Here is a 21,767-nt window from a genome sequence, read left to right as displayed (position 1 = left end):
ATGGGGTGCACCGGGCGACAAGCGAGCTCCTGACCTGGGTGGTCCGGGCCACAGCCGCGGGGGCGGCGTACGCTGACGCCGCGGGGATCACGTCCACGGCCGGAGGTGTCGGTGTTCAGGGAGATCAACGGGCTGCCAAGCCACATCCTGGTGATCCACGCGGCGGTGGTGTTCGTGCCACTACTCGCGTTGCTGGCCAGCGCGTACGGGCTGGTGCCGAGGTGGCGTCCCCGGCTGGGCTGGGCGGTGGCCGGCCTCGCGGTGCTGACCCCGATCGTCACCTGGGTGTCGACCGAGACGGGCGAGGCACTAGAGGAAGCGTTCGAGGAGAAGGGCTTCGACCAGGCCCTGCTCGCGCAGATCCACGAGCATTCGGAGTACGCCGAGACGCTGCTCTGGTTCACCGTGGGGCTCGCCGTGGCCGCCATCGCCCTGCTGCTGGTGACCCGCAACGACGACCGGGTCTCCCGGCTGCCGTCCTGGGCGCCCCTGCTGCTGACGGTCGTGGTGGTCGTGCTGGGCGTGGCCTCGCTGGTCTACGTCTTCCTCACCGGGGACTCCGGCGCCGAGGCGGCCTGGGGTCGGGTGCTCTGAGCCGACGCGGCCCGGGCCGGACGGCGCAGGTCAGCCGGCCCGGGCCGCGCGGCCAGCGGACGCCCGAAGCGGTCAGCGGACACGCGGAAGGGCCAGCGGAACGCCCACGAGCGGTCAGCGGACCACGCGAACGGTCAGCGGACGCCCGGGAGCCGCGGTCAGCGGAACGCCCGCGAGCAGAGCAGGCAGAGCAGGGCCAGCAGCACCACGCCGGCGACCGCGCCGACGCCCCAGGTGACGTGCTGGGCCTGCTGCTCGACCGCGTCCAGCCCGGCCATGTCCTGCGGCGGCAGCTGGCGGGGCGGCGCGGCCCGCACGTGCAGCGGGGGACGCCACCCGGGTGGCGGCGGCGTGGTGGGCGGCGGCCCGCCGTAGCCGGTGGGCGGGTCGACGCCGGCCGGGCCGGGCCCCGGTGGGCGCGGCAGGTCGTCGGTCGCGCCGCCGCCGTCGGCCGGGTCGGGCGGGCGACGCCAGTAGTCGTCCTCGGGGCGGTCACCGCTGGGCGTGGTCACGCCGACCGACGCTACCAACCGTCCGGCCGGGTGGCCGGTCGGACGCGGGCCGGAACCCGGGTAGTCTTGCCGCTCGTGAGCATCGACCCGGGGGCGCAGGCGCGCGGCGACGACGACCGCGCCGTCGACCTGAGTGAGGACTTCGTGGTGCTGCCCGAGCAGACGGCCGACGACACGGACCGGGGCTGGGGCGAGACGTCCGGCGGCAACGACGACTGGCTGCTCGCCGAGCGCCCCCCGCACTGGAGCTGAGCGCCGCCGAGGCACCGCATCGGAGGTGACGGCGGCCCACCCCCGCACCGGAGTTGACGGCCGGCCCCCCGCGCCGGAGCCTGCGGCCGGCTCCCCGGGCCGGCTGTGCCCGACCGGTCGGCCGGCAGGGGCGTCATCCCCGCACCACGATCGCGAAGCGGCTGCCCTCCGGGAGCCCGACGGCGCGGTGCGCCTGCTCGGGCCGCAGCGCCAGGTAGAGCGCCGAGGAGCCGTCGGTCGCGCCGGCCCCGACCACATCGAGCACCAGCGCCCGGGGTGCCAGCAGGTCGGCGTCGCCGGCCTGTCGACCGGCCGGTACGGCGAGCAGGTCGACCCGGGCCCCGGGGCGGACGACCGCGAGCGCGGCCGGCTCGGCCAGCCGGATCGGCACCCCCACCGCCCCGTCGGGCAGCGGCAGGGCGGCCGGCGACGCGGCGGGATCGGAAGCCGCCTCGGCGGGCGGTGGAGCGGCGGGGCCGGGGGAGCGGTCGCCGGTCGGCGGCGGGCAGCCGGACGGGGTGTGCAGGACCGCCGCGGCGAGCCCGAGAAGGGCGGCGACCAGCGCGGCGCGCAGCAGCGTCGCCCGCCCCGGCAGTCGGGGCCGGCGCAGCGGCCGCAGTGATCCCGTGTCCGCCCCGGCGTTCCCCATCCGGCCCTCCCGCCCGCCCCCGGCACCAGTGCGGTGCCGGGAGCAGCAGGTTAGGCCGCGCGGGGGCCGTCCCGCCCGGCCCGGGCCGGGACCTGTGGACAACGAGGCGGCCTGTGGACAACCCCCACCCGGGCCGATGATCTGCTATGGCACGGCCACGGCGTGAATCTTGGAAGATTCCGGCCCCCGGAGGGGCCCGCTTCTTTCAAGATCTCCTATGTCCGGAGCCGTTGCCGTCAGGAGGCGCTGGAGGCGGGGGCCTTGGCCGTGCCGCCCGACGAGGACGAGCCCGACGACCCCGACGACCCCGACGAACCGGAGGCCCCCGAGGAGCCCGACGCCGAACCCGAGGACCCGGACGAGCCCGACGACGCCGAGGAGTTGGCGGACGAGCCGCCCGACGTGCCCGACGAGCCGGAGTCGCCGCCGGAGGACGACTCCGAGGCGGCCGGCTTGCCCGAGCCGTTCTTGGCCGCGTCCGAGCCGGAGCGGGAGTCGGTGCGGTAGAAGCCCGAGCCCTTGAAGACGATGCCGACGGAGTTGAACACCTTGCGCAGCCGCCCCGCACACGCCGGGCACTCGGTCAGCGGCTCGTCAGAGAAGGACTGCACCGCCTCGAGCTGCTGGCCGCACTCGGTGCAGGCGTACTGGTACGTGGGCACGGTCTCCTCCGGATCTGGCACAGCCGGTTGGCACTCGACTCATTCGAGTGCCAATGGTGCGTCATCGGACCCGGGTTCGTCCAGCGGAAGTGCCCGGACCGACACGGAGTCGCCCGTCAGCGTACGCAGCCCGCCGGAGGGGCTCACCACCGCGCGGACGGGCCGGTCGTGCGGCTCGGCGGGCAGCCGCGCGACCAGCTCGCCGTCGTGCAGCAGGGCCACCGTCAGGGCGTCCGTGCCGACGCGGGCCAGCGCCCGGTCGTAGCTGCCGCCGCCGCGCCCCAGCCGCCGCCCGCGCCGGTCCACCGCCAGGGCGGGCACCACCACCAGCCGCGCGTCGGCGACCGCCGCCCGGCCGAGCCGGGGACCCGTCGGCTCCCGCAGGCCGCGTCCGGCCGCGACGAGGCAGCCCGGCCCGGTGTACGCCGCCCAGTCCAGGTCGAGGTCGTCCCGGAGCACCGGCAGCAGCAGCTCGCCGCCCGGCGGCAGCGCCGCGCGCAGCGCCTCCGGCAGCTCCGGCCCGCCCGGCTCCGAGCCGACGGGGACGTACGCGGTGACCCGGGCCGGGCGCAGCCGGCGTACCAGATCGGTCAGGGCGGCCCGGACGCGCGCCGCGGCCGCCGCCCGCGTCGGGGCGGGCAGCGCGCGGCGGCGGGCGAGCAGCTCCACCCGCGCCTGCCGCTTCGCCTCGTGGGTCACTTCCGCTTCATCAGAAAAATCCGGCACGCAACACTCCTGACGCAACGTTTGTCTCGCGGTCGCACTGTGTCAGCATCGCTACATCGGGCGCGGAACTTCCGGGGGGAGCGTTGACGCTACGCGGGCGGTTGACGGCGGCCTTCCTCACGGTGGTGCTCGGCCCGGTCCTGCTCGGGGCGTTCTTCGTCGGCCTGACCATGACGACCGTCGACCGCAACCGGGCGGCCGAGCGGCTCGGCCTGGCCGCCGCGACCGTGCGTACCTCGGTCGACGCCCTCTGCCAGCAGCTTCGCGCGGCGGCCGACGCGGTCGCCCTGGCCCCCGACGCGGCCGGGCGGGCGGGCACGGCCGGTCAGGTGGTCGGCCGGGGCCTCGCCGCCGCCGTGCTCGTCACCGACGTGGCCGGCGTCCCGACCTACGCCACCCCCGGCGCCCCGGCCGCGCCCTGGCGGGACTGCGGTGCCGCCGACCCGGCCGCCGGGCCGGTCGCGGCGCTCGCCGCCCGGGTGGCGCTGCGCGACCGGGCCGGCGGCGACCTGGGCGCGGTCGTCACCGCCCAGCCGGTCGACCCGGGCCTCGTCGCGCGGCTCGCGGCGGTCACCGGCGTCGCGGTCACCCTCCTCGACGGCGCGCCCGGCTCCGTCGGGGTCGCGCACACCACCGAGGCCCCGGCCGTACGCGACGGGGTGCTCGCCGCCGCGCGCCGGGCCGCCGGCGACCGGGTCGCCGCCACCGGCGATGGCCGGTACGTCCGCCGCGTCCTCCCCGCGCCGGGCCAGCCGCTGCCGCTGGTGCTCTCCGTCCCCAGCGAGCAGCCCCCCGACCTGTACGCGGCGCTGGTCGGCGCGGTGCTGCTGGCCGGGCTGCTGGCGGTGGCCGCCGCCTGGCGGCTGGCCCGGGTCACCACCCGCCCGCTCGTGGAGCTGGCCGGCGCGGCGGACCGGGTGGCCCACGGCGACCTCGCCACCCGGGTGCCGGTGCGCAGCCGCGACGAGCTGGGCCGGCTGGCCGGCGCGTTCAACCGGATGACCCGGGAGACCGGCATCTACGTGCAGGCGCTCACCAGCAGCCGGGACCAGCTGCGCGGCCACCTCGCCGTGCTCGGCGACACCCTGGCCAGCACCCACGACCTGCAACGGATCCTGCGGGTCATCCTGCACAGCGCGATCGCGGCCACCGGGGCGCGGGCCGGTGCGGTGCTGCTGGTCGACGGCGGCGTCCTGGTCGGCCGGTGCGCCGAGGGGCTCGACGGGCGCTGGTCGCCCGACGCCGGTGCGGAGGCGGATGCCGTCGGCGCGGCCGGCCTGCGGGTGCCCGTCGGCGCGGGGATCGTCGGCGCGGTGGCGGCGACCGGCCAGCCGCGCCGGGGACGGGCCGACCCGGTGGCGGAGGCCGCCGGGGAGCCGCGCTGCGAGACGTACGTCGCGGTGCCCTTCGCCGCCCCCGGCGGCCCGGCCGACCCGGGCATCCGGTCCGGCGTGGACCCGGGCACGCCCGGCGGCTCGGCGGCGGCGCTCGGCGTGCTGGTCCTCTACGACCGGCTCGGCGGGGACGAGTTCGACGACGCCGACCTGGAGACCCTGCGGACCTTCGCCGGGCACGCGGCGGTGGCGGTCGACAACGTGCGGCTGCACGAGGAGGCCCAGCGGTTGTCGCTGACCGACCCGCTCACCGGGTTGTGGAACTACCGCTACCTGCGCGAGTCGATCCGCCGGGAAGTGGAGCGGGCCAGCCGGTTCGGCCGGATGCTGAGCGTCCTCGCCCTGGACCTGGACCGGTTCAAGGAGGTCAACGACACCTGGGGGCACGCCGCCGGGGACGCCGTGCTCGTCGAGTTCGCCCGCCGGGTGCGGGGCGAGATCCGCGAGGTGGACCTGGCCTTCCGCCAGGGAGGGGAGGAGTTCGTGGTGCTGCTGCCGGAAACCGACGCGCGGGGCGCGGCGATCGTCGCCGAACGGCTCGGCGCGGCGACCCGGGACACCCCCGTCCCGGTGGACTCGGGCGGCGGGGCGCGGATCCGGGTGACCGTCTCCGTCGGCATCGCCGTCTACCCGGACCATGCCTCCACCGGCGAGCAGGTCCTCGACGCGGCCGACGACGCCCTGTACGCGGCGAAGGCGGCGGGCCGGGACACCTGGCGGCTGGCCGAGGCGCGGCCCTGGCCGCCGGTGGAGGAACTGGCCGTGCCGGCCGGTTCGGTCAGCCCGGCCGACGGCCTGCCCCGGGCCGGCGGCGCGTCTTCCGGTCCTCACCCGTCGCAACACGGCCTTGGCCGATAGTCTCGCGACATGTCGGAGCACTCAGCGAACCCCTCAGCGGCCACCGCAACCGGTCGTTCCCGCGCGGTCAAGGCCGTCATCCCGGCCGCCGGCCTGGCCACCCGGTTCCTGCCGGCCACCAAGGCGGTGCCCAAGGAGCTGCTGCCGGTCGTCGACCGGCCGGTCCTGCAGTACATCGTCGAGGAGGCCACCCAGGCGGGCATCGGCGACGTGCTGCTGATCACCGGGCGCGGCAAGACATCGATGGTGGACCACTTCGACCGCCGGCCCGACCTGGAGGCCCGGCTGGAGTCCAAGGGCGACGCCGAGCGGCTGGCCGCGGTGCGCCGCCCCAGCGAGCTGGCCGAGATCTACACGTGCCGGCAGCCGGAGCAGCTCGGCCTCGGCCACGCCGTCGGCTACGCCGAGTCGCACGTCGGCGACCAGCCCTTCGCGGTGCTGCTCGGCGACGAGTTCGTCAAGCCGTCCGAGCCGCTGCTGCCGGCGATGCTGGAGCTGCAGGCCCGCACCGGCGGCATCGTGCTGGCCTTCTTCGAGGTCGACCCGGCCGAGACCAAGCGGTACGGCATCGCCTCCGTCGAGCCGGCCGAGCCGGAGCTGACCGACATCGGCGAGGTCGTGAAGGTCACCGGCATGGTCGAGAAGCCCAAGCCGGAGGAGGCCCCCAGCAACCTCGCCGTCCTCGGCCGGTACGTGCTGCCGGGGCGGATCTTCGACGCGATCCGGCGCACCGAGCCGGGCAGCGGCGGCGAGATCCAGCTCACCGACGCGATGGAGCTGCTGCGCACCGAGGGCGTCCCGGTGCACGCGATCGTCTACCGGGGCACCCGCTACGACACGGGGATGCCGCTGGGCTACCTCCAGACGGTGGTGCAGCTCGCCTGCGAGCGCGAGGACCTCGGCGCGGAGTTCCGCAAGTGGCTCGCCGAGTTCGTCAACAACGGCGACGAGACCGTCACCGAGGCGATCCTCAACGGCATGCGCGAGGCGTCGGGCGGTCCTAATACATGACCGCGACGGCCGACGCCGAGGCGGCCGCGAACGAGTTGACGCCGCTCGCCGACTACCTGGGCAGCGTGCTGCGCAGGTTACGCGCGCTGCCTCCGCTCGACCTCGACCTCACCCAGGCGTACGGCAACGTCCTCGCCGAGGACGTCGTCGCGCCGCACTCCTACCCGGCCTTCGACCAGGCGGCCGTCGACGGGTACGCGGCGCGCTGGGACGACCTCTCCGGCGCGGGCCGGGCGGCGGGCGGATACGCCGGCCGCTCCGGCCCGTCCGGGTCCCGCACCGTGCGGCTCAACGTGGTCGGCGACCTCGGCGCGGCGAGCTGGCGGCCGGTGCGGCTCACCCCGGGGGCCTGCTTCTCGGTGGCCGCCGGCGCCCCGCTGCCGATCGCCGCCGACGTGGTGGTGCCGGTGGAGTGGACCGACCAGGGCATGGCCGCCGTGGAGATCTTCCGCACCCCCAAGCGGGGGTACGGGGTGCGCCGCGCCGGTGAGGAGCTGCCGGCCGGCACGCTGCTCGCCCGCGCCGGCACGTACGTCTCCCCGGCCCTGGTGGCCGTCTTCGCCGCCACCGGCATCGGGCACGTGGTGGTGCGGCCCAGCCCCCGGGTGGTCATCGTGGCCACCGGCGACGAGCTGGTCGACGTGGGCCGGGGCAGCCAGCCCGGCCAGGTGGTGGACGCCAACTCGCACGCCCTGACCGCCGCCGCCGCCGAGGTGGGCGCGCTGGCGTACCGGGTGGGGATCTGCGACGACGACCCGGAAGGGCTGCGCGGGCTGCTGGAGGACCAGACCCTGCGGGCCGACCTGATCATCACCACCGGCGGCACCGGCACCGGGCCGGGCGACATGGTGCGCCGCATTCTGTCCCGCCGGGAGGGCGGCCGGGCCGGGCCGGTCACCTTCACCGAGGTGGCCCTCTATCCCGGCACCGCTCTCGGGTTCGGTACGGTCGGCGCCGAGGAGGTGCCGGTGGTCTGTCTTCCTGGTGAACCCGGCGCGGCGCTGATCGGCTTCGAGGTGCTGGCCCGGCCCGCCATCAACCTGTTGGCCGGGGCCGAGCCCGTGTTCCGGCCGAGCGTGCGCGCGCACCTGCTGGAGACCATCACCTCGCCCGGCGGGCTGCGCGAGTTCCGTCCCGCGCACGTCGCCGAGCGGCGTGGCGGCGGCTACACCGTCCAGCCGCTGCCGGGCGGGAAGTTCACCCTGTCCGGCCTGGCCGAGGCCAACGGGCTGATGGTGCTCGGCGAGCGGGTCACCACGGCCGCCGCCGGCTCCACCGTGGACGTCCTCCTGCTGGACCGGCGCCGGTGAGCGCGAGGAGTGAGCTTGCGAGCCCCGCAGTCGCGAGCGGAGGATCGGCCCGGTGAGTGGACTGTGGTCGGGGCGGTCGCCGGGGTGGCCGGTGGTGCTCGCGGACGGCCCGGTGCTGCTGCGACCCTACCGACGCTCGGACGCGGCGGCCTGGTCGGAGGTGCGCCGCACCAACCGGGCCTGGCTGGCCCCGTGGGAGTCGGTGCTGCCCGGCAACTGGGACGAGCTGAACTCCCCGGCGGCGTTCCGCTGGGTCCACAAGGACCAGCGCCGCTCGGCGCGCACCGGCGAGGGGATGCCGTTCGCCGTCTGCCTGCGTGAGCACGGCGGGGAGCGGCTGGTCGGGCACCTCAACGTCGGCAGCATCGTCCGGCGGGCGTTCTGCTCGGCGTACGTCGGATACTGGGTGGACTCCCGGGTGGCCGGCCGGGGCGTCATCCCCACCGCGCTGGCGCTCGCCGTGGACCACGCGTTCGGCCCCGGCGGGCTGCACCGGATCGAGGTGAACATCCGGCCGGAAAACAAGCCGTCCCGCCGGGTGGTGGAGAAGCTCGGCTTCCGCGAGGAGTCGTACCACGTGCGTTACATGCATATCGACGGTGCGTGGCGCGACCACATCGGATACGCCATGACCAGCGAGGAAGTCGCCGCCGAGGGCGGCCTGCTGGCCCGCTGGCACCGGCTGCGCGCCACCGCGGGGTGAACCGTCCCACCCCCGCCTGATCGGCGCGGCGCACAATCAACGTGGTCGGCGGCCCGTAACCTCAAGTAACTGCAAGCTGCGGCAAGCGCTGCACGACCGCATGTTCGACCGCCCGGAACGGGGTCCGTCGAAGATCCTGCGGTCGTACGGCGGTTGCCCCGAACTTGGTGACGGGAGGGGTGAGGGTGCCGACCTCGGTGCTCCTCGCCGTCCTCGCCGCCGCCGGTCTGCTCGCCCTCGCGCCGGCGCTCGTTCGCCGGTACGACGCCACCGAGCGGCTGGTGGCGGAGCGGGCGCAGTCGACGGCGCGGGTGCTCCAGCGCCGCCGGCGGCGACGCACTGTCCCCGGGCGCCGGCCGGTCAACCCCTCCCGCTCCCTTGTTGTCACCCTCAGTGAAGACGCGAGTACGGGCGGTCTCTCCGCCCCCGTCTCCGCCCCGCCCGCCCCGACGCGGCGGCGGGGCCGGTTGCGCGCCGTGCCCCCGGCCGCGAAGTCCCGTCGACGGGCCGCGCCCCGCCGCCGGCCGCACACCCCGGCGATCTACCGCAGGCGGCGGGTGCTCGCCGCCCTGCTGCTGCTCAACGTCGTCGAACTGATCGGGGTGGCCGTCGTCGGCCCCGGCTTCTGGATCGGCTTCTCCGTCACGGCCACCCTCCTGGTGACGTACGTGGTGCACCTGCGCAAGCGGGCCCTCGCCGAGCGCCGCCGCCGACGCGCCCACGCCCGGGAGGCCGCCTGGCTGGCCGCCCGACAGGCCGAGGTGCGCCGGGAGCAGGCCCGCCGCGCAGCGGCCCGCCGGGAGGCCCAGCGCCGCCTGGCCGCCCAGCGCGAGGCGGTACGCCGCACGGCGATGGGCCTGGACCGTCCCGCCGACCTGCCGCCAGCAGCCAGCAGCGGCGGCTCGGTGTCGTACCGGCGGGCAGGCGGGCTGCGGGGCCGCCCGTACCAGTCGGGCCGCACCTCCCACTCGGCCTGACCGCCTTGATCGGCTCCACGTCGGCGCGGCCTTGATCGACTCGCGCTTGATCGACTCCATGTCGGCGACACGGCGGTATCCCGGCCCCTCGGACCCCGCCATGTCGCCGACATGGTGAGCGTCGACCGGGCCCGTGAGCAGGCATCGGCCGGGTCGGCGGGGTGGATTCGCATGGCGGGCGGGTGTGCTGTTAGTCTTGTCGCCGGCCCGCCTGGTGCAAGCCAGGTGGGACCGAAGCCGGTTCGCCGGCGGAGGGGCTGTGGCGCAGACCGGTAGCGCACCTCGTTCGCATCGAGGGGGTCAGGGGTTCAAATCCCCTCAGCTCCACCCAGTAAAAAGGCCGTCTCCTTAGTTCGGAGACGGCCTTTTTCGATTTTGTGCATCACGTCCGCCTCCGGCGGTGCCCAGGGTGCGTATTGCGGTCGAGCAACCTTCCCCGGCTGCGGCCGGGGCTTGACCGGTTTCGATCTGTGGGCTGGACGCCACAGCTCCGGACCGGAAACATGAACGCCGTCCGTGAGCAAAAGGGCATCGTTGCGTGAGGAGAGGCTCCGGTATGCGCGTTTCTGTCAGGATCTTCGGTGTCGGGGTGGCTTCGGCCGCGCTGCTGGTCGCCAGCCCGATGCCCGCCATGGCCGAGGACGGTTCCGTCTACGCGCGGGTGTGGACGTACCCGTCCGGCGGCAGCGGCGAGGGCGGCGAGACGCGGGCGGACCTGAACTTCACCTCGGCACGTTCGGTGACGTACAACAACTGGACCATCAACGACATCTGCCCCGGTGACAACTACCGCGTCATCGCGCGGGCGCGCGCCCAGCTCCGGGACGGCTCGTGGGCAAACGGCACGTGGCACGAGGACGACGGCACGTGCGACAGCGACGCCTGGGGCCCGTACGACGGCAAGGAGCTGAACACCTCCCGCGACATCATGAAGGCCGGGCTGCAGGTCTGCGTCGACCTCGGCCCTTCGCTGAAGTGCGAGGCGGAGTACCGGGACAACGGCCACACCTCGTAGGTGGCGGCCCGGATCGGCCCGTGGGTCGTAGCCGAGGCCCCCGGCTCCCCGACGACCCTCCGGTGAAGCCGGGTGGTCGACGGGAGCCGGGGCCCGGGTGCCGGCGCTCGCTCAGCGGGTCAGCAACGCGCGGATCTCCCCGGCGACCAGGCCGGGAGCCTCCTCGGCCATGAAGTGGCCGCACGTGACCGGGACGTGGTGGAGGTCCGGGGCCCACGCCTTCCACAGCCCGGCGGCGTCGAAGCCGAGCATGGACCCCCAGTCCTGCTGCAGCACGGTGACCGGCATGGTCAGGGTGCGACCGGCGTCGCGGTCGGCCTGGTCGTGTTCGATGTCGATTCCGGCCGAGGCCCGGTAGTCGGCGACGATCGAACCGATGGCGGCGCGGGCGGCGTCGAGGTAGACGCGGCGGACGTCGGCGGGGATGGCCTGCGGGTCGTTGGCCCACAGATCGAGGAAGTAGCCGAAGAAGTCGTCGGAGGCCCCGGCGATCATCTTCTCGGGTAGGCCGGGCGGCTGGGCCATCAGATAGAGGTGGAAGCCGACCTGCGCGCTGACTCCGTGCATGACGTTCCACATGTCGAGCGTCGGCAGCACGTCCAGCGACGCCAGGTGCGTGACGTGCTCCGGGTGGTCGAGCCCGGTACGGATCGCGACCAGCGCACCCCGGTCGTGCCCGACGAGGGCGAACCGGTCGTGGCCCAGCGCCTTCGCGACGGCCACCACGTCGGCGCCCATGGTCCGCTTGGAGTAGGTGTCCGGCCCGTCCTCGGCCGGCTTGTCGCTGGCGCCGTACCCACGCAGGTCGGGACAGATCACGGTGTGCTCCACGGCCAGGTCGGCGGCGACGTGCCGCCACATCAGGTGGGTCTGCGGGAAGCCGTGCAGCAGGACGATCGGGCTGCCCGAGCCGGCCACGGCGGTGTTGAGTTCCACGCCGTCGGCGACGGGGACGCGTACGTAGTCGAACTTCATGATTCGCACCTTTCGCTCGCGGGTCGACAACCACTGTCCGAGGTTCGGATGAGCAGCGGATGAGCGCCGGGATAGCGTGGCTCCGTGCGCCGTGGGCCTGTGACGTTCGGCGTTCTCGGCCCGGTGGTCGCCGAGGACGAACAGGGGCGTCCCGTCGCGTTGAAGGGCCCGATGCACCGCGCGGTACTGGCCCGACTGCTGGTGGCCCGTCGCCGGGTCGTACCCGTCAGTGATCTCGTCGATGATCTGTGGGTGTCGCCTCCGGACGGCGCGGTGTCCGCCGTGCGGACCTTCGTCGCGGCGCTGCGCAGGGCGGTCGAGCCGGACCGTCCGCCGCGGGCACCGGCCACGCTGCTGGTCACCCAGGGCCTCGGGTACGCACTGCGCTGCGAGCCCGATCAGGTGGACGCGTGGCGGTTCGAGCGGGCCGTCACCGACGCCGGCACCATGGACGCGGCCGCAGCGCTGGTCCGGCTGGACGAGGCGCTCGCCTGGTGGCGCGGTCCCGCGTACGCCGACTTTCCGGACGCCGCCTGGGCGCGGGCCGACCGCTCCCGACTCGCCGAACTGCGCCTGCAGGCCGTCGAAGGGCGGGCCCAGGCCCGGCTCGACCTGGGGCGGGCCGCCGAGGCGGTCCCCGACCTCGACGAGCATGTCATCGCGCATCCGTGGCGGGAGCAGGGGTGGCGGCTGTTGGCGCTGGCCCTGTATCGGTCGGGTCGGCAGGGCGATGCCCTGGCCGTCCTGCGTCGGGCCCGTGAGCTGCTCGCCGGCCACCTGGGCGTGGAGCCCGGCCCGGCCCTGCGCGAGCTGGAGACCGACATCCTGCGGCAGGAGCCGAGCCTGGCCGGGCCCGCCCGACCCGATCCGGCCGGGGAGGTGTTGATGCGGGCCGTCGCCGCCTACGACCGGGTGCTCGCCGGTGGTGCCCGGGTGCGGCTGGAGTCGGCGGTCGGCCTGCTGCGCAACCTCGCGGTGACCGGAGCGGGTGGCCTGGTGGCGGCCCGGGAGCAGCGCGCGGCGACGATCGCCGCCGCCGAGCAGCTCGGCGACCCGACGTTGACCGCGCGGGTGATCGGCGCGTACGACGTGCCGGCCAACTGGCCGCGCGCCGACGACCCCGCGCATGCCGCCGGCATCGTCGCCGCCGCTGAACGGGCCCTCGCGGTCCTCCCCCCGGGCGGCCCCGACCCGGTCCGGGCCCGGCTGTTGGCCACCATCGCGATCGAGTCGCGCGGCACCCGTGACCTGCGGCCACGCGAGTACGCCCAGGAGGCCGAAGCGATCGCCCGCGAGTTGGACGACCCCGCGCTGCTCGCGTTCGCGTTGAACGGCGTGTTCATGCAGAGCTGCCACGACACCGGTGGCTCCGTGCATCGCGACCGGATCGGCGCCGAGCTGGTGCGCCTGGCGCACCGGCACGGCCTGGCCTCCGCGGAGGTCCTCGGCCACCTGATTCGGCTGCAGTCCAGTTGCGCGACGGCCGCGTTCGACCGGGCCGACCGGCACGCGGAGGCCGCCGACGACCTGGCCGGTCGGCACGAGCGTCCCCTGGTCGGTGTGTTCACCCAGTGGTATCGGGCACTGCGCGCCGACGTCGCCGAGCGGGCGTCGGTCGCGCGGGCCGAGGCGCTGTACCGTGGTGCGGCGGCCCGGCTGGACGAGGCGGGAATGCCCGGCATGCGCGACGGCCTGCTGCCCCTGGCCCTGCTCGGCCTGCGCCTGCGCCGTGGCCTGCCGCTCGACTCCGCGGACGACCAGTGGGGGCCTTACGAGCCGTGGGTGCGTCCCCTGCTCGAACCGGGTCGAACCGCGCTCGCCGACGTGCCGGACCCACCTGCGGACCTGCTCGCCGAGGCACTGTGGTGCCTGTTCGGGCGGGCCGCGATCGCCGCAGCCGACCGGGCCGCCATGGTACGGGCCAGGCGGGCGCTCGCCCCGGCAGCGGCCGAATGGGCCGGCGCGTCGAGCGGGGCACTGACGGTCGGCCCCGTCGCGGATCAGTTGGCGGCGCTGGACGCGGCGCTGCGACCCGGCTTACCCGTCAGAGGTAGGCGATCTCGCTGAAGGTGAGCGGGATGAAGCTGGTGGGACCGCCGTAGGTCCAGGTGATGTAGGCGTCCGCGCCGGTGCGGTATTCGCCGGACATCCGGGGGTATTCGGTGTCGGCGCTCGCGGTGGTGGTGCTGTAGCTCGTGTGGGTGTTGTAGGTGACCTGGCTGCTGTAGCGGAACAGGGCGACCTCGACCTGGATCGCGTACACGGGCTGGGTGCACCGCACGGTCGCGATGCCCTCCTCGCCACCGCCGTACGGGCCGCCGTAGTAGACGAAGGGCTTGGACGGGGTCAGCGTGCAGGTGATGTCCAGCGCGCCCACCTTGGCCGTCGCGACGAGCGGACCGCGAGCGGTCGTGGCCTGCGCGGAATAGGTCGCGGTGCCGGCGGAAAGGGGGGAGCCCTGGTTCTTCGCCGCGCTGCCTGCGGCCTGGCTCGGCCCGGCCACCGCGAGCAGTGCGGCCGACAGAGCGACGGTGGACAGTGCGGCGCAGGCCCGGAGGGCCCAGCTTGGACGTACTTTCGTCATTACGCGTCCTTCTGTGTCGTAATCGAGCGGGTCGGGGAGGTGCTGGAGTCGGCCGGTTTCGACGAATGCGGCAGATCGGTTGCTCTATTCCGTGGCACCGAAGTGATGCACGCATATTTGCGGGCGTGCGCGGGGAAAAGGAATATAATGAGTATTTGGCTAATCTGCCGCGTGTCGAACCCGCCTGGTCAGAGTCTCGCAGTGGCCCGACTGTCACGCAAGATTGTGGCGCGCCCGCCGATTCGAGTGTCGCAATTCTGTCCGAGTTAATCGATTAATTGTTTCGGATCGCGTTTGCGGCGCATGGGAAAAACGGTATTGCGGGAATCGCAATTCCCGTTGGCTGGCCCGCGTCAGCCGAGGCCGAGCCGGTGCAGGGCGAGCGCCATGAACCCGCGTACCGACCGGTCCCAGCCGGGCACCTCGGCGTCGAAGCCCGCGCTGCGGGCCTCGACGAGGACGTCGAGGGCCCGGTCGGGCAGCCGGTCGCCGAGCCGACGGGCCAGTGCGACCGCGGCGGTGACCCGGACGACCGCGGTGTTCGCCGAGAGCAGCCCGCTCAGGCGGGCGTCGGTCCCCGCCGAGTCGACCGGACAGTGGCCGAGGGTGAGGTTGGCGCTGGCCCGGGCGGCGGCGTGGGCCTCGTCGGCGGAAACCGCGACGAGCCCGGCCAGGGCCGCCTCGTCGGGCGCGAACCAGGCGAGCAGCTCGGCGGCGTGCCCGGCGAGCTGCGGGTCCGGCTCGGCGAGCCAGCGGACGTACCGGTCGGTGTGCCTTGCCCCGGCGTGGAAGGCGTCGGCCGCCCAGCGGACCGCCGCGTCGCCGGCCAGGCCCGCGATCTCGTCGTGTTCGCACAGGTCCCCGGCCGCCAGGTGGCGGGCCACCAGCGTCGCCTGGTCGTCGGTGATGCCGTCGGCGGCGGCAAAGGCCCGGCGCGGGTCGAATGGCAACGCGTCGTCGCGCCGGTCGCCGAGCACCACCGCGCGGAGCAGGCCGACCACCTCCGCCCGGTCGCCGGTGGTGGGGTCGTCGGCGAGCGCCGCCAGGAACGGCACCACATGGCGGCTCGCCTCCCACCGCGTGCCCTGGTGGTGGACGGTGCCGGACAACTCGGACCGCGCGAGGCTCCGGGTCGGCGCGTCCGCCGACCGCAGTGCCCGCAACTGGCCCGGTACGTCGGCGGCCGGCCCGTACGCGTGGTGCAGCGACCCCCACGGGATCCGGTCGAGCCCGGCCAGCGGGTCGGTGGACCCGGCCACGCCCGTCAGCGTCGTTCGAGCGTGAGCAGCGGCTCGGACAGCGGCGGCGACGGCGCGTCGGGGTCGGCGGCCACGGCCTCCTCGATGCTGCGCAGGCCGGCCTCCACCTCGTCGGGGTCGAGCTGGGAGAAGAACGAGAGCGCGCGCAGGCGCAGCCGGTCGAGCACGTCGGCCCGGGTGCCCTCGGACGGTTGGGTGACCGTGCCGAAGCCGGTGACCCGCCAGCCGGCCGCCGTGAACATCTCGATGACCTCGTGCAGCGGCTGGAACTGCGCGAGGTCCGCTTCGAGGCCGCGCGGGAAGTGGTCGAGCCACCAGGGCTCGGGGTGGTGGTCGCTGAAGTTGCCGCGCAGCAGCAGCCGCCCGGCCGGCCTGAGCACCCGGGCCAGCTCCCGGACCGCACGGGGCTTGTCCTGGACGTGGTGCCAGGACAGGAACATGAGCGCGTAGTCGGCGCTGCCGTCCGGCACGGGCAGGTCCTCGGCGGAGCCCGCCAGGTAGCGCACGTCGGGGTGCGGGGGCTGCGCCTGGGCCACCTCGCGCATGCGTACCGAGGGTTCGACGCCGGTGACCGGCCCGAACGCGCGCGCCAGCGCGGGGGTGAACCGGCCGGTGCCCGACCCGACGTCCAGCCCCACCAGTGGCCGCCGCTGCGGCAGCGCGGCGGCGAACGCGCTCAGCCACGCCCCCAACTGCGGCTCGGTGAGCGCCCGGCCGCGCGCGTAGTGCTGGTGCTGCTCCCGGTCGTAGTCGACCCGTCTCATGCGCCGCTCCCTCGCCAGTGCCGGCAGGCCGTCCCGGCGAGCCCGACCCGCCAGTCAGACCTGTGTCCGATGTATCGAGACGATACATCGGAACGATACTGAGCGGTGCCCGACAGGACCACGAGCGGCGGGCCGGAACCGCCGGGGCCACCAGGCCCGGTGGCCCCGGCCCGCCGGGTCAGCTGGCGCAGATGCCGTACGCGTTGAGGCTCCACGAGCCGGCGAAGCCGTCGGCGTCCTCGTGCGCCCCCACCCGTACGGTGGTGCCCCCGGTGATGTTGACGGCGCTGAGCAGCACCTGACCGTTGCCGGCGTTGATGTCCGCGCCCGCGCTGTAGAGCCCCTTGCCGGCCGGGCACGACTTGAAGGTGCTGTCGGACGGGTCGCTCGCGCCCGTCCCCGTCACCACGATCCGCTCCAGCCCGGCGGGCGCGGTGGCGCAGACCGCGATCGCGGTGGCGCTCCAGCCGGCCGGCGAGGTGCCCTGCACGGCGACCGCCCGGACGGTCACCGAGGTCAGGTCGAACGACGGCACCACCTGGTCGAGCACGACGTCGCCCAGGCCGCTGTTGACCCGCCCGCCCATCCCGATGACCTTCTTCGTCCCGCAGCTCGCCGTCACGTACTCCGTCCCGGCCGCCCCGGTCGTGGCCACGACCTGGTAGCCGGCCGGCGCGGTGGCGCACTGGGCGAGGGCCTGGAGCCCCCAGTCGCCGGCGAAGTTGACCGGCCCGACCTCCCGCATCGTCGCGATGAAGCCGGTGCCGTTCGCCAGCGGCTCCAGCCGGTCCAGCCCGACCCGACCGGCGGCCGACGAGCCGGCGGGGAGGAAGCCGCCGCCCCCGGTGACCACCTTGCCGACCGGGCAGGACGCGAGCGCCGACTTGTCCACGCTGCTCTCGGCCGCCGACTGGGTGACCGTCTCCAGCCCGGCCGGCGTCGCCGAGGCCGGCGCCGCCCAGCCCATGGCGGCGATCACGACCGCCGTCGACGCGACGACCGTCAGCGCGCCCTGTCCCCTGGTAACTCGCATGTCGCTCTCCCTGTCCACCGTGGCCGACGTCGTGCCGGCCCGTCTCTCGCCGCACCCGTGGGCCGGCGGATGGGGAGAGCCTGGGCGGGGCCGCTTGTCGTCCGCTATCCGACCGCTTGTCGCCGGCCGCGCCGCCCCCGCCGTCCATAGACTGTGGTCGTCCGATCACGACTGACGAGGAAAGCCATGCGGTGGTCCCTCCTCGGCCCCGTCCAGGTGACCGCCGGGGGGCGGGTCCTTCCCATCGACCGCCCCCAGCAACGCGCCGTGCTCGCGCTGCTGCTCCTCAACGCCGACCGCCTGGTCCCCGCCGGGCAGCTCGTGGCGGCGCTCTGGGCCGACGACCCGCCGGCCAGCGCCCGGAACCAGGTGCAGGTCTGCGTATCCCGGATCCGGTCGGCCCTGCGGGACGCGGGCGCGGGCGACCTCCTGGTCACCCAGGGCGGGGGCTACCGACTCACCGTGCGCGGGACGGAGCTGGACCTGACCGAGTTCGCGGAGGCGGTCGAGCGGGCCCGGGCCGAGGAGGCGGCCGGGCGGCCGGCGGAGGCGGCGCGGCTGCTGCGTGCGGGCCTGGCGCTGTGGCGCGGGCCGGCGCTGGCCGGCGCGGCCGGGGCCTTCGTCGACACCGCCGCCGCCGGCCTGGACGAGCAGCGGCTGCTCGCCTGCGAGCGGCTGGCCACCGTGGAACTCGGCCTCGGCCGGTTCGCCGCGACCGCGCGCGCCCTGCGCCCCCTGGTGGCCGAGCATCCGCTGCGGGAACCGCTGGTGGCCGGGTATCTGCTCGCCCTGGCCGGCTGCGGCCAGCGGGCCGCCGCGCTGCGGGTCTACGCCGAGACCCGGCGTCGCCTCGTCGACGAGCTGGGCGTGGAGCCCGGCCCCGAGCTGAGCGGGGCCCACCTTCGGGTCCTGCGGGGACAGTGGCCGCCCGGGCCCGTACCCCCGGAACCGCCGCCGCCCGCCGGGACCGCGCCCCCGGAGCCCACGCCACCCGCCGCCGGGCCGCCCCCGACGCAACTGCCCGGCCAGCCCGCCTGGTTCACCGGGCGGGCGGCGGCGCTGCGGCAGCTGGACGCCCTGTTGCCGGCCGACGCGGCCGACGCCGACCCGGGCGGCGGCGCGGGCCGGGCGGTGGTGATCTCCGCGATCGCCGGCACCGCCGGGGTCGGCAAGACCACCCTGGCGGTGCACTGGGCGCGCCGGATCGCGCACCGCTTCCCCGACGGGCAGCTCTACGTCAACCTGCGCGGGTTCGACCTCGACGGCCGGGCGGTGCCGCCGGGCGAGGCGCTGCGCGGCTTCCTGGAGGCGCTGCACGTGCCGCCCCAGCGGGTGCCCACCGACCTGCCCGGGCAGGCCGCCCTGTTCCGGACCCTGCTCGCCGACCGGCGGGTCCTGGTGCTGCTCGACAACGCCCGCGACGACGAGCAGGTGCGCCCCCTGCTGCCGGGCTCGCCGGGCAGCCTCGTCGTGGTGACCAGCCGCAACCGGCTCACCGGCCTGATGGTCACCGACGGGGCCCACCCGGTGGCGCTGGACCTGCTCCCGCCGGCCGAGGCGCGGGAACTGCTGGGCCGCCGGCTCGGCCGGGGCCGCGCCGACCGCGAGCCGGCGGCGCGGGACGAGATCGTCCGTCGCTGCGCCGGCCTGCCGCTGGCGCTGGCCATCGTGGCGGCGCGGGCCGTCGGGCAGCCCGCCGCGCCGCTGGCGGCCCTCGCCGCCGAGCTGCGGGACACCGACCCGGACCGGCTGACCGCGCTGGCCACCGGCGACCCCGCGACCGACGTACGGGCGGTCTTCTCCTGGTCGTACCGGGCGTTGGACGCCGACTCGGCCCGGCTGTTCCGGCTGCTCGGGCTGCACCCGGGTCCCGACGCCGCGCGGCCGGCGGTGGCGAGCCTGACCGGCCTGCCGCCGTCCCGGGTCGGCCCGCTGCTGGCCGGGCTGACCCGGGTGCACCTGCTCACCGAGCGCACCCCCGGCCGGTACGCGATGCACGACCTGCTCCGCGCGTACGCGTCGGAGCTGTGCCACGGGCTCGACCCCGAGGCGGAGCGGGAGGCCGCCCGGCGTCGCCTGTTCGACCACTACCTGCACGCCTCGCACGCGGCGGACCACCTGCTCGATCCGTACCGGCTGGCCCGGCCCGCCGCGCTGCCGCCGCCGCAGCAGGGGGTGACGGTGGGCGACCGGCCGGACCACGCCTGGGCGACCGGGTGGTTCGCCGCCGAGCACCACGTCCTGCTGGCCTGCGTGGAGCAGACGGCGGCCACCGGCCTGGACCGGCACGCGTGGACGCTGGCGGCGGCCCTCACCACGTACCTCGACCGCAGCGGGCACTGGCCCGAGCTGGCCGCCGCGCAGCGGACCGCCCTGGCGGCGGCGCTGCGCCGGGGTGACCTGGCCGGGCAGGCCCTGGCGCACCGGGGCCTGGCCATCGCCTGCACCTGGTCGGGCGACCACGAGGCGGCGCACCGGCACTACCGCCGCGACCTGGAGCTCTACCGGGAGTTGGGCGACGACACCGGCCGGGCGCACACGCACCTCGGGGTGAGCTGGGTGCTGGCGCGGCAGGGCCGGCTGCGGGCCGCCCTGGCCGAGACCCGACTGGCCCTCGACCTGTACCGGGCCGCCGACTACCGGGTCGGGCAGGCCAAGGCGCTCAACAACCTGGGTTGGATGCACGCCAGGCTGGGCGAGCCGGTGCCGGCGCTGCGCTGCTGCCGGGCGGCCCTGCGCCTGCACGAGGAGAACGGCGACCGGCACGGCGCGGCGTTGACCTGGGACAGCCTCGGCTACGTCCGGCACGGCCTCGGCGACCACGACCGGGCCGCGGACTGCTACCGGCGGGCGCTGGCGCTGCACCGGGAACTCGGCGACCGGTACGACGAGGCGGAGGTGCTGGACAACCTGGGTGACAGCCTGCGGGCCGCCGGTGACCTGGACGCCGCGCGCCGGGCGTGGCGGGAGGCGTTGGCGATCTTCGACGAGCTGCGCCATCCGGACGCCGACCGGCCCCGGGCCAAGCTCGCCGCCCCGGCCGCCGGCTCCCCGGCCGCCGCAGCGCCGGCGGGTGCCCCGGCGGCGTCGGTGGCCAGCGCGGCGGGTGCCTCGGCGGCGTCAGTGGCTGGCGGCGAGCTTTAGCACCAGGTCGGCGGCCCGCCCCACCCCGCCGGCCCGGCGGCACTGCTCGCCCCAGTGCCGGCTGCGTTCCCGGAAGCTCTCCTCGGTGAGCAGCCGGCGCAGCTTCGCGGCCACCTCGTCCGCGTCGACGTGCGGTGGACGGTCGAGCGCCAGGCCGACGCCGGCGTCGACGGCGCGGGCCGCGATGTCGTAGCAGTCCAGCCAGAACGGGGTCATCAGCATCGGCTGCCCGAAGTGGACGCCCTCGTGGAAGCCGTTGGCCCCGCCGTGGCAGACGAACGCCCGGACGTTCGGGTGGGCCAGCACGTCGAGCTGGGACGGGATCCACTCCTCGACCCGCACGTGGGGCGGCAGCGGGCCGGGCAGCAGGTGCCGCTGCGCGGCGGGCAGCTTCCACAGCACCTGGTGCTCGGGCCCGATCGCGGCCAGCGCCTCGGCGAACGCCCGCACCTGCGGGCCGGTGAGCCGGGCCAGGGTGCCCAGGCAGGCGTAGACGACCGAGGTCTGCCGGTCGAGCCAGCCGATCAGCTCCGCGCCGGGCGCGAGCCCGCCCGCTGCCGGTCCGCCCGGCGCGGTCGCGGTCGGGCGGGGCGCGGGTTCGCGCGGCGGCACCATCGGACCGAGCAGGTGCAGGTGCTCCGGCGCGGGGAAGGGGTATTCCAGCCCGAACACCGTGTAGCCGAAGACGGCCGTCGCGGCGGCACTGTATTTCTCGGGGTCGCCGAAGGCGTTGTCGATCCGCTGGGCGCGGCGGTGCCGGGCCTGCCCGGCGAGCGCGCGCAGCAGCGACAGCCGCAGGCGGGCGCGGAAGGTCAGGTTGGTCCACCGCTGCCGGGGGCCCAGCCGGCGGGGCAGCCCCGAGGTGGGCGTCGGATAGTCCCACGGCAGCCGGCTCAGGTAGACGTTGCTGGGCGGGAACGCCAGGCTCAGCACGTACGGCACGCCCCGCGCCAGCGCCGCGTCGAGCGCGCCCAGGTTCAGCATGTCTATCACCATCAGCGAGGGCCGGATCTCGTCGATCTGTTCGAGGGTCCGCGCCCGGACCCGGTCGGCCACCTCGGGGATCCGGATCTGCCGGGCGAGGGCGACCAGGCCGGCGGTGGTCATCGGCCCCCGGGTCATCGCGGCGTACAGCTCGTCGTCGACGCGGAGCACGGTGTCGCCGGTGGAACGGAAGCGCAGCGGGCTGCCGGTGGCGTGGGCCGCCACCCGGTCCCGCGCCTCCTCCTCGGCGGCGAACCACAGGCCGGGCTCGCCGCGCCGGGACAGCTCCCCGGCGATGGCGAGCAGGGGGTTGAGCTGCCCCGGGTGCGCGGGGCTGGCGAAGAGGACGGAGCGCATGGGT

General features: G+C 75.5%; 20 protein-coding genes and 1 tRNA gene. 11 read left to right on the top strand and 10 right to left on the bottom strand.

Annotated features, from left to right (window positions below; all coding sequences use genetic code 11):
• Positions 1 to 111: 111 nt before the first annotated feature.
• Positions 112 to 594 (top strand): DUF2231 domain-containing protein, encoded by a 483-nt coding sequence (locus ACVMYR_RS00265; protein WP_043963920.1) that lies wholly within the window; start codon positions 112 to 114, stop codon positions 592 to 594.
• Between the two features lie 158 nt (positions 595 to 752).
• On the opposite strand, the gene ACVMYR_RS00260 is transcribed toward ACVMYR_RS00265, so the two are convergent.
• Complete coding sequence (locus ACVMYR_RS00260) at positions 753 to 1,106, bottom strand: hypothetical protein (RefSeq protein ID WP_363633893.1); 354 nt, start codon at positions 1,104 to 1,106, stop codon at positions 753 to 755.
• Between the two features lie 66 nt (positions 1,107 to 1,172).
• Between ACVMYR_RS00260 and ACVMYR_RS00255 the strand changes: the two genes are divergently transcribed.
• Positions 1,173 to 1,358, top strand: a complete 186-nt coding sequence (locus ACVMYR_RS00255; protein WP_074477079.1) for a hypothetical protein — start codon at positions 1,173 to 1,175, stop codon at positions 1,356 to 1,358.
• Positions 1,359 to 1,491: 133 nt separating this feature from the next.
• Here ACVMYR_RS00255 and ACVMYR_RS00250 read toward each other — a convergent pair whose 3' ends face one another.
• From ACVMYR_RS00250 to ACVMYR_RS00240, 3 genes are all read right to left on the bottom strand, one after another.
• On the bottom strand, positions 1,492 to 2,007 hold the full coding sequence (locus tag ACVMYR_RS00250) for a flagellar biosynthesis protein FlgA (protein WP_091283184.1): 516 nt from the start codon (positions 2,005 to 2,007) through the stop codon (positions 1,492 to 1,494).
• 236 nt (positions 2,008 to 2,243) lie between these two features.
• Positions 2,244 to 2,669 carry an FmdB family zinc ribbon protein gene (locus ACVMYR_RS00245; protein ID WP_457120818.1) on the bottom strand — a complete coding sequence of 142 codons (426 nt, stop codon included), beginning with the start codon at positions 2,667 to 2,669 and terminating at the stop codon, positions 2,244 to 2,246.
• 39 nt (positions 2,670 to 2,708) lie between these two features.
• Positions 2,709 to 3,395, bottom strand: a complete 687-nt coding sequence (locus ACVMYR_RS00240; protein WP_077936020.1) for a 5-formyltetrahydrofolate cyclo-ligase — start codon at positions 3,393 to 3,395, stop codon at positions 2,709 to 2,711.
• A gap of 83 nt (positions 3,396 to 3,478) precedes the next feature.
• Here ACVMYR_RS00240 and ACVMYR_RS00235 point away from each other — a divergent pair, with 83 nt between their 5' ends.
• The 7 genes from ACVMYR_RS00235 to ACVMYR_RS00205 all read left to right on the top strand — a co-directional run bounded on the left by ACVMYR_RS00235 (position 3,479) and on the right by ACVMYR_RS00205 (position 10,663).
• Positions 3,479 to 5,647, top strand: coding sequence for a diguanylate cyclase (locus ACVMYR_RS00235; protein WP_457120817.1), 2,169 nt, complete (start codon positions 3,479 to 3,481; stop codon positions 5,645 to 5,647).
• Positions 5,648 to 5,656: 9 nt separating this feature from the next.
• Positions 5,657 to 6,658 (top strand): UTP--glucose-1-phosphate uridylyltransferase, encoded by a 1,002-nt coding sequence (locus ACVMYR_RS00230; RefSeq protein ID WP_353899517.1) that lies wholly within the window; start codon positions 5,657 to 5,659, stop codon positions 6,656 to 6,658.
• Positions 6,655 to 7,968: a molybdopterin molybdotransferase MoeA gene (locus tag ACVMYR_RS00225; RefSeq protein WP_043961769.1), complete on the top strand. Its 1,314-nt coding sequence runs from the start codon at positions 6,655 to 6,657 to the stop codon at positions 7,966 to 7,968. The genes ACVMYR_RS00230 and ACVMYR_RS00225 overlap by 4 nt, the downstream gene beginning before the upstream one ends.
• A gap of 61 nt (positions 7,969 to 8,029) precedes the next feature.
• Positions 8,030 to 8,671: a GNAT family N-acetyltransferase gene (locus tag ACVMYR_RS00220; protein WP_457121270.1), complete on the top strand. Its 642-nt coding sequence runs from the start codon at positions 8,030 to 8,032 to the stop codon at positions 8,669 to 8,671.
• 179 nt (positions 8,672 to 8,850) lie between these two features.
• Complete coding sequence (gene sepX, locus ACVMYR_RS00215; protein WP_457120816.1) at positions 8,851 to 9,648, top strand: divisome protein SepX/GlpR; 798 nt, start codon at positions 8,851 to 8,853, stop codon at positions 9,646 to 9,648.
• A gap of 253 nt (positions 9,649 to 9,901) precedes the next feature.
• Positions 9,902 to 9,975 (top strand) — tRNA-Ala (locus ACVMYR_RS00210).
• Positions 9,976 to 10,204: 229 nt separating this feature from the next.
• Entirely contained in the window at positions 10,205 to 10,663 is a 459-nt protein-coding gene (locus tag ACVMYR_RS00205; protein ID WP_141722281.1) for a hypothetical protein, read from the top strand.
• Between the two features lie 111 nt (positions 10,664 to 10,774).
• Here ACVMYR_RS00205 and ACVMYR_RS00200 read toward each other — a convergent pair whose 3' ends face one another.
• Positions 10,775 to 11,638 (bottom strand): alpha/beta hydrolase, encoded by an 864-nt coding sequence (locus tag ACVMYR_RS00200; protein WP_457120815.1) that lies wholly within the window; start codon positions 11,636 to 11,638, stop codon positions 10,775 to 10,777.
• Positions 11,639 to 11,722: 84 nt separating this feature from the next.
• Between ACVMYR_RS00200 and ACVMYR_RS00195 the strand changes: the two genes are divergently transcribed.
• Positions 11,723 to 13,705, top strand: a complete 1,983-nt coding sequence (locus ACVMYR_RS00195) for a BTAD domain-containing putative transcriptional regulator (RefSeq protein WP_457120814.1) — start codon at positions 11,723 to 11,725, stop codon at positions 13,703 to 13,705.
• On the opposite strand, the gene ACVMYR_RS00190 is transcribed toward ACVMYR_RS00195, so the two are convergent.
• The 4 genes from ACVMYR_RS00190 to ACVMYR_RS00175 form a co-directional block, all read right to left on the bottom strand.
• A complete protein-coding gene (locus ACVMYR_RS00190) occupies positions 13,683 to 14,222 on the bottom strand; it encodes a hypothetical protein (protein WP_457120813.1) in 540 nt (179 codons plus the stop codon). The two genes, ACVMYR_RS00195 and ACVMYR_RS00190, sit on opposite strands and share 23 nt — an antisense overlap.
• Positions 14,223 to 14,575: 353 nt before the next feature.
• Positions 14,576 to 15,481: a hypothetical protein gene (locus ACVMYR_RS00185; RefSeq protein ID WP_457120812.1), complete on the bottom strand. Its 906-nt coding sequence runs from the start codon at positions 15,479 to 15,481 to the stop codon at positions 14,576 to 14,578.
• A 5-nt stretch (positions 15,482 to 15,486) separates the two neighbouring features.
• Positions 15,487 to 16,245, bottom strand: a complete 759-nt coding sequence (locus ACVMYR_RS00180; RefSeq protein ID WP_077936029.1) for a class I SAM-dependent methyltransferase — start codon at positions 16,243 to 16,245, stop codon at positions 15,487 to 15,489.
• A gap of 178 nt (positions 16,246 to 16,423) precedes the next feature.
• Positions 16,424 to 17,278, bottom strand: a complete 855-nt coding sequence (locus tag ACVMYR_RS00175; protein WP_228986392.1) for a hypothetical protein — start codon at positions 17,276 to 17,278, stop codon at positions 16,424 to 16,426.
• Positions 17,279 to 17,464: 186 nt separating this feature from the next.
• Between ACVMYR_RS00175 and ACVMYR_RS00170 the strand changes: the two genes are divergently transcribed.
• Entirely contained in the window at positions 17,465 to 20,422 is a 2,958-nt protein-coding gene (locus tag ACVMYR_RS00170; RefSeq protein ID WP_457120811.1) for an AfsR/SARP family transcriptional regulator, read from the top strand.
• Here the strand turns inward: ACVMYR_RS00170 and ACVMYR_RS00165 are convergent.
• The gene (locus tag ACVMYR_RS00165) at positions 20,399 to 21,763 is read right to left on the bottom strand and encodes a glycosyltransferase (RefSeq protein ID WP_457120810.1); all 1,365 of its coding nucleotides are present in this window, start codon (positions 21,761 to 21,763) and stop codon (positions 20,399 to 20,401) included. The genes ACVMYR_RS00170 and ACVMYR_RS00165 overlap by 24 nt on opposite strands.
• Positions 21,764 to 21,767 lie beyond the last annotated feature (4 nt).

This window comes from Micromonospora sp. PTRAS2 (assembly GCF_054052245.1).
Note: the sequence above shows the minus strand (reverse complement) of the source record. Positions and strands in the feature narration are given on the sequence as shown.

Excerpts from the sequence above, each read along its gene's own strand:
- ACVMYR_RS00205 (WP_141722281.1), top strand. The coding sequence starts at position 10,205 with ATGCGCGTTTCTGTCAGGATCTTCGGTGTCGGGGTGGCTTCGGCCGCG.
- ACVMYR_RS00250 (WP_091283184.1), bottom strand. The coding sequence starts at position 2,007 with ATGGGGAACGCCGGGGCGGACACGGGATCACTGCGGCCGCTGCGCCGG.
- ACVMYR_RS00230 (WP_353899517.1), top strand. The coding sequence starts at position 5,657 with ATGTCGGAGCACTCAGCGAACCCCTCAGCGGCCACCGCAACCGGTCGT.
- ACVMYR_RS00225 (WP_043961769.1), top strand. The coding sequence starts at position 6,655 with ATGACCGCGACGGCCGACGCCGAGGCGGCCGCGAACGAGTTGACGCCG.
- ACVMYR_RS00180 (WP_077936029.1), bottom strand. The coding sequence starts at position 16,245 with ATGAGACGGGTCGACTACGACCGGGAGCAGCACCAGCACTACGCGCGC.
- ACVMYR_RS00190 (WP_457120813.1), bottom strand. The coding sequence starts at position 14,222 with ATGACGAAAGTACGTCCAAGCTGGGCCCTCCGGGCCTGCGCCGCACTG.
- ACVMYR_RS00165 (WP_457120810.1), bottom strand. The coding sequence starts at position 21,763 with ATGCGCTCCGTCCTCTTCGCCAGCCCCGCGCACCCGGGGCAGCTCAAC.
- ACVMYR_RS00200 (WP_457120815.1), bottom strand. The coding sequence starts at position 11,638 with ATGAAGTTCGACTACGTACGCGTCCCCGTCGCCGACGGCGTGGAACTC.
- ACVMYR_RS00175 (WP_228986392.1), bottom strand. The coding sequence starts at position 17,278 with ATGCGAGTTACCAGGGGACAGGGCGCGCTGACGGTCGTCGCGTCGACG.
- ACVMYR_RS00170 (WP_457120811.1), top strand. The coding sequence starts at position 17,465 with ATGCGGTGGTCCCTCCTCGGCCCCGTCCAGGTGACCGCCGGGGGGCGG.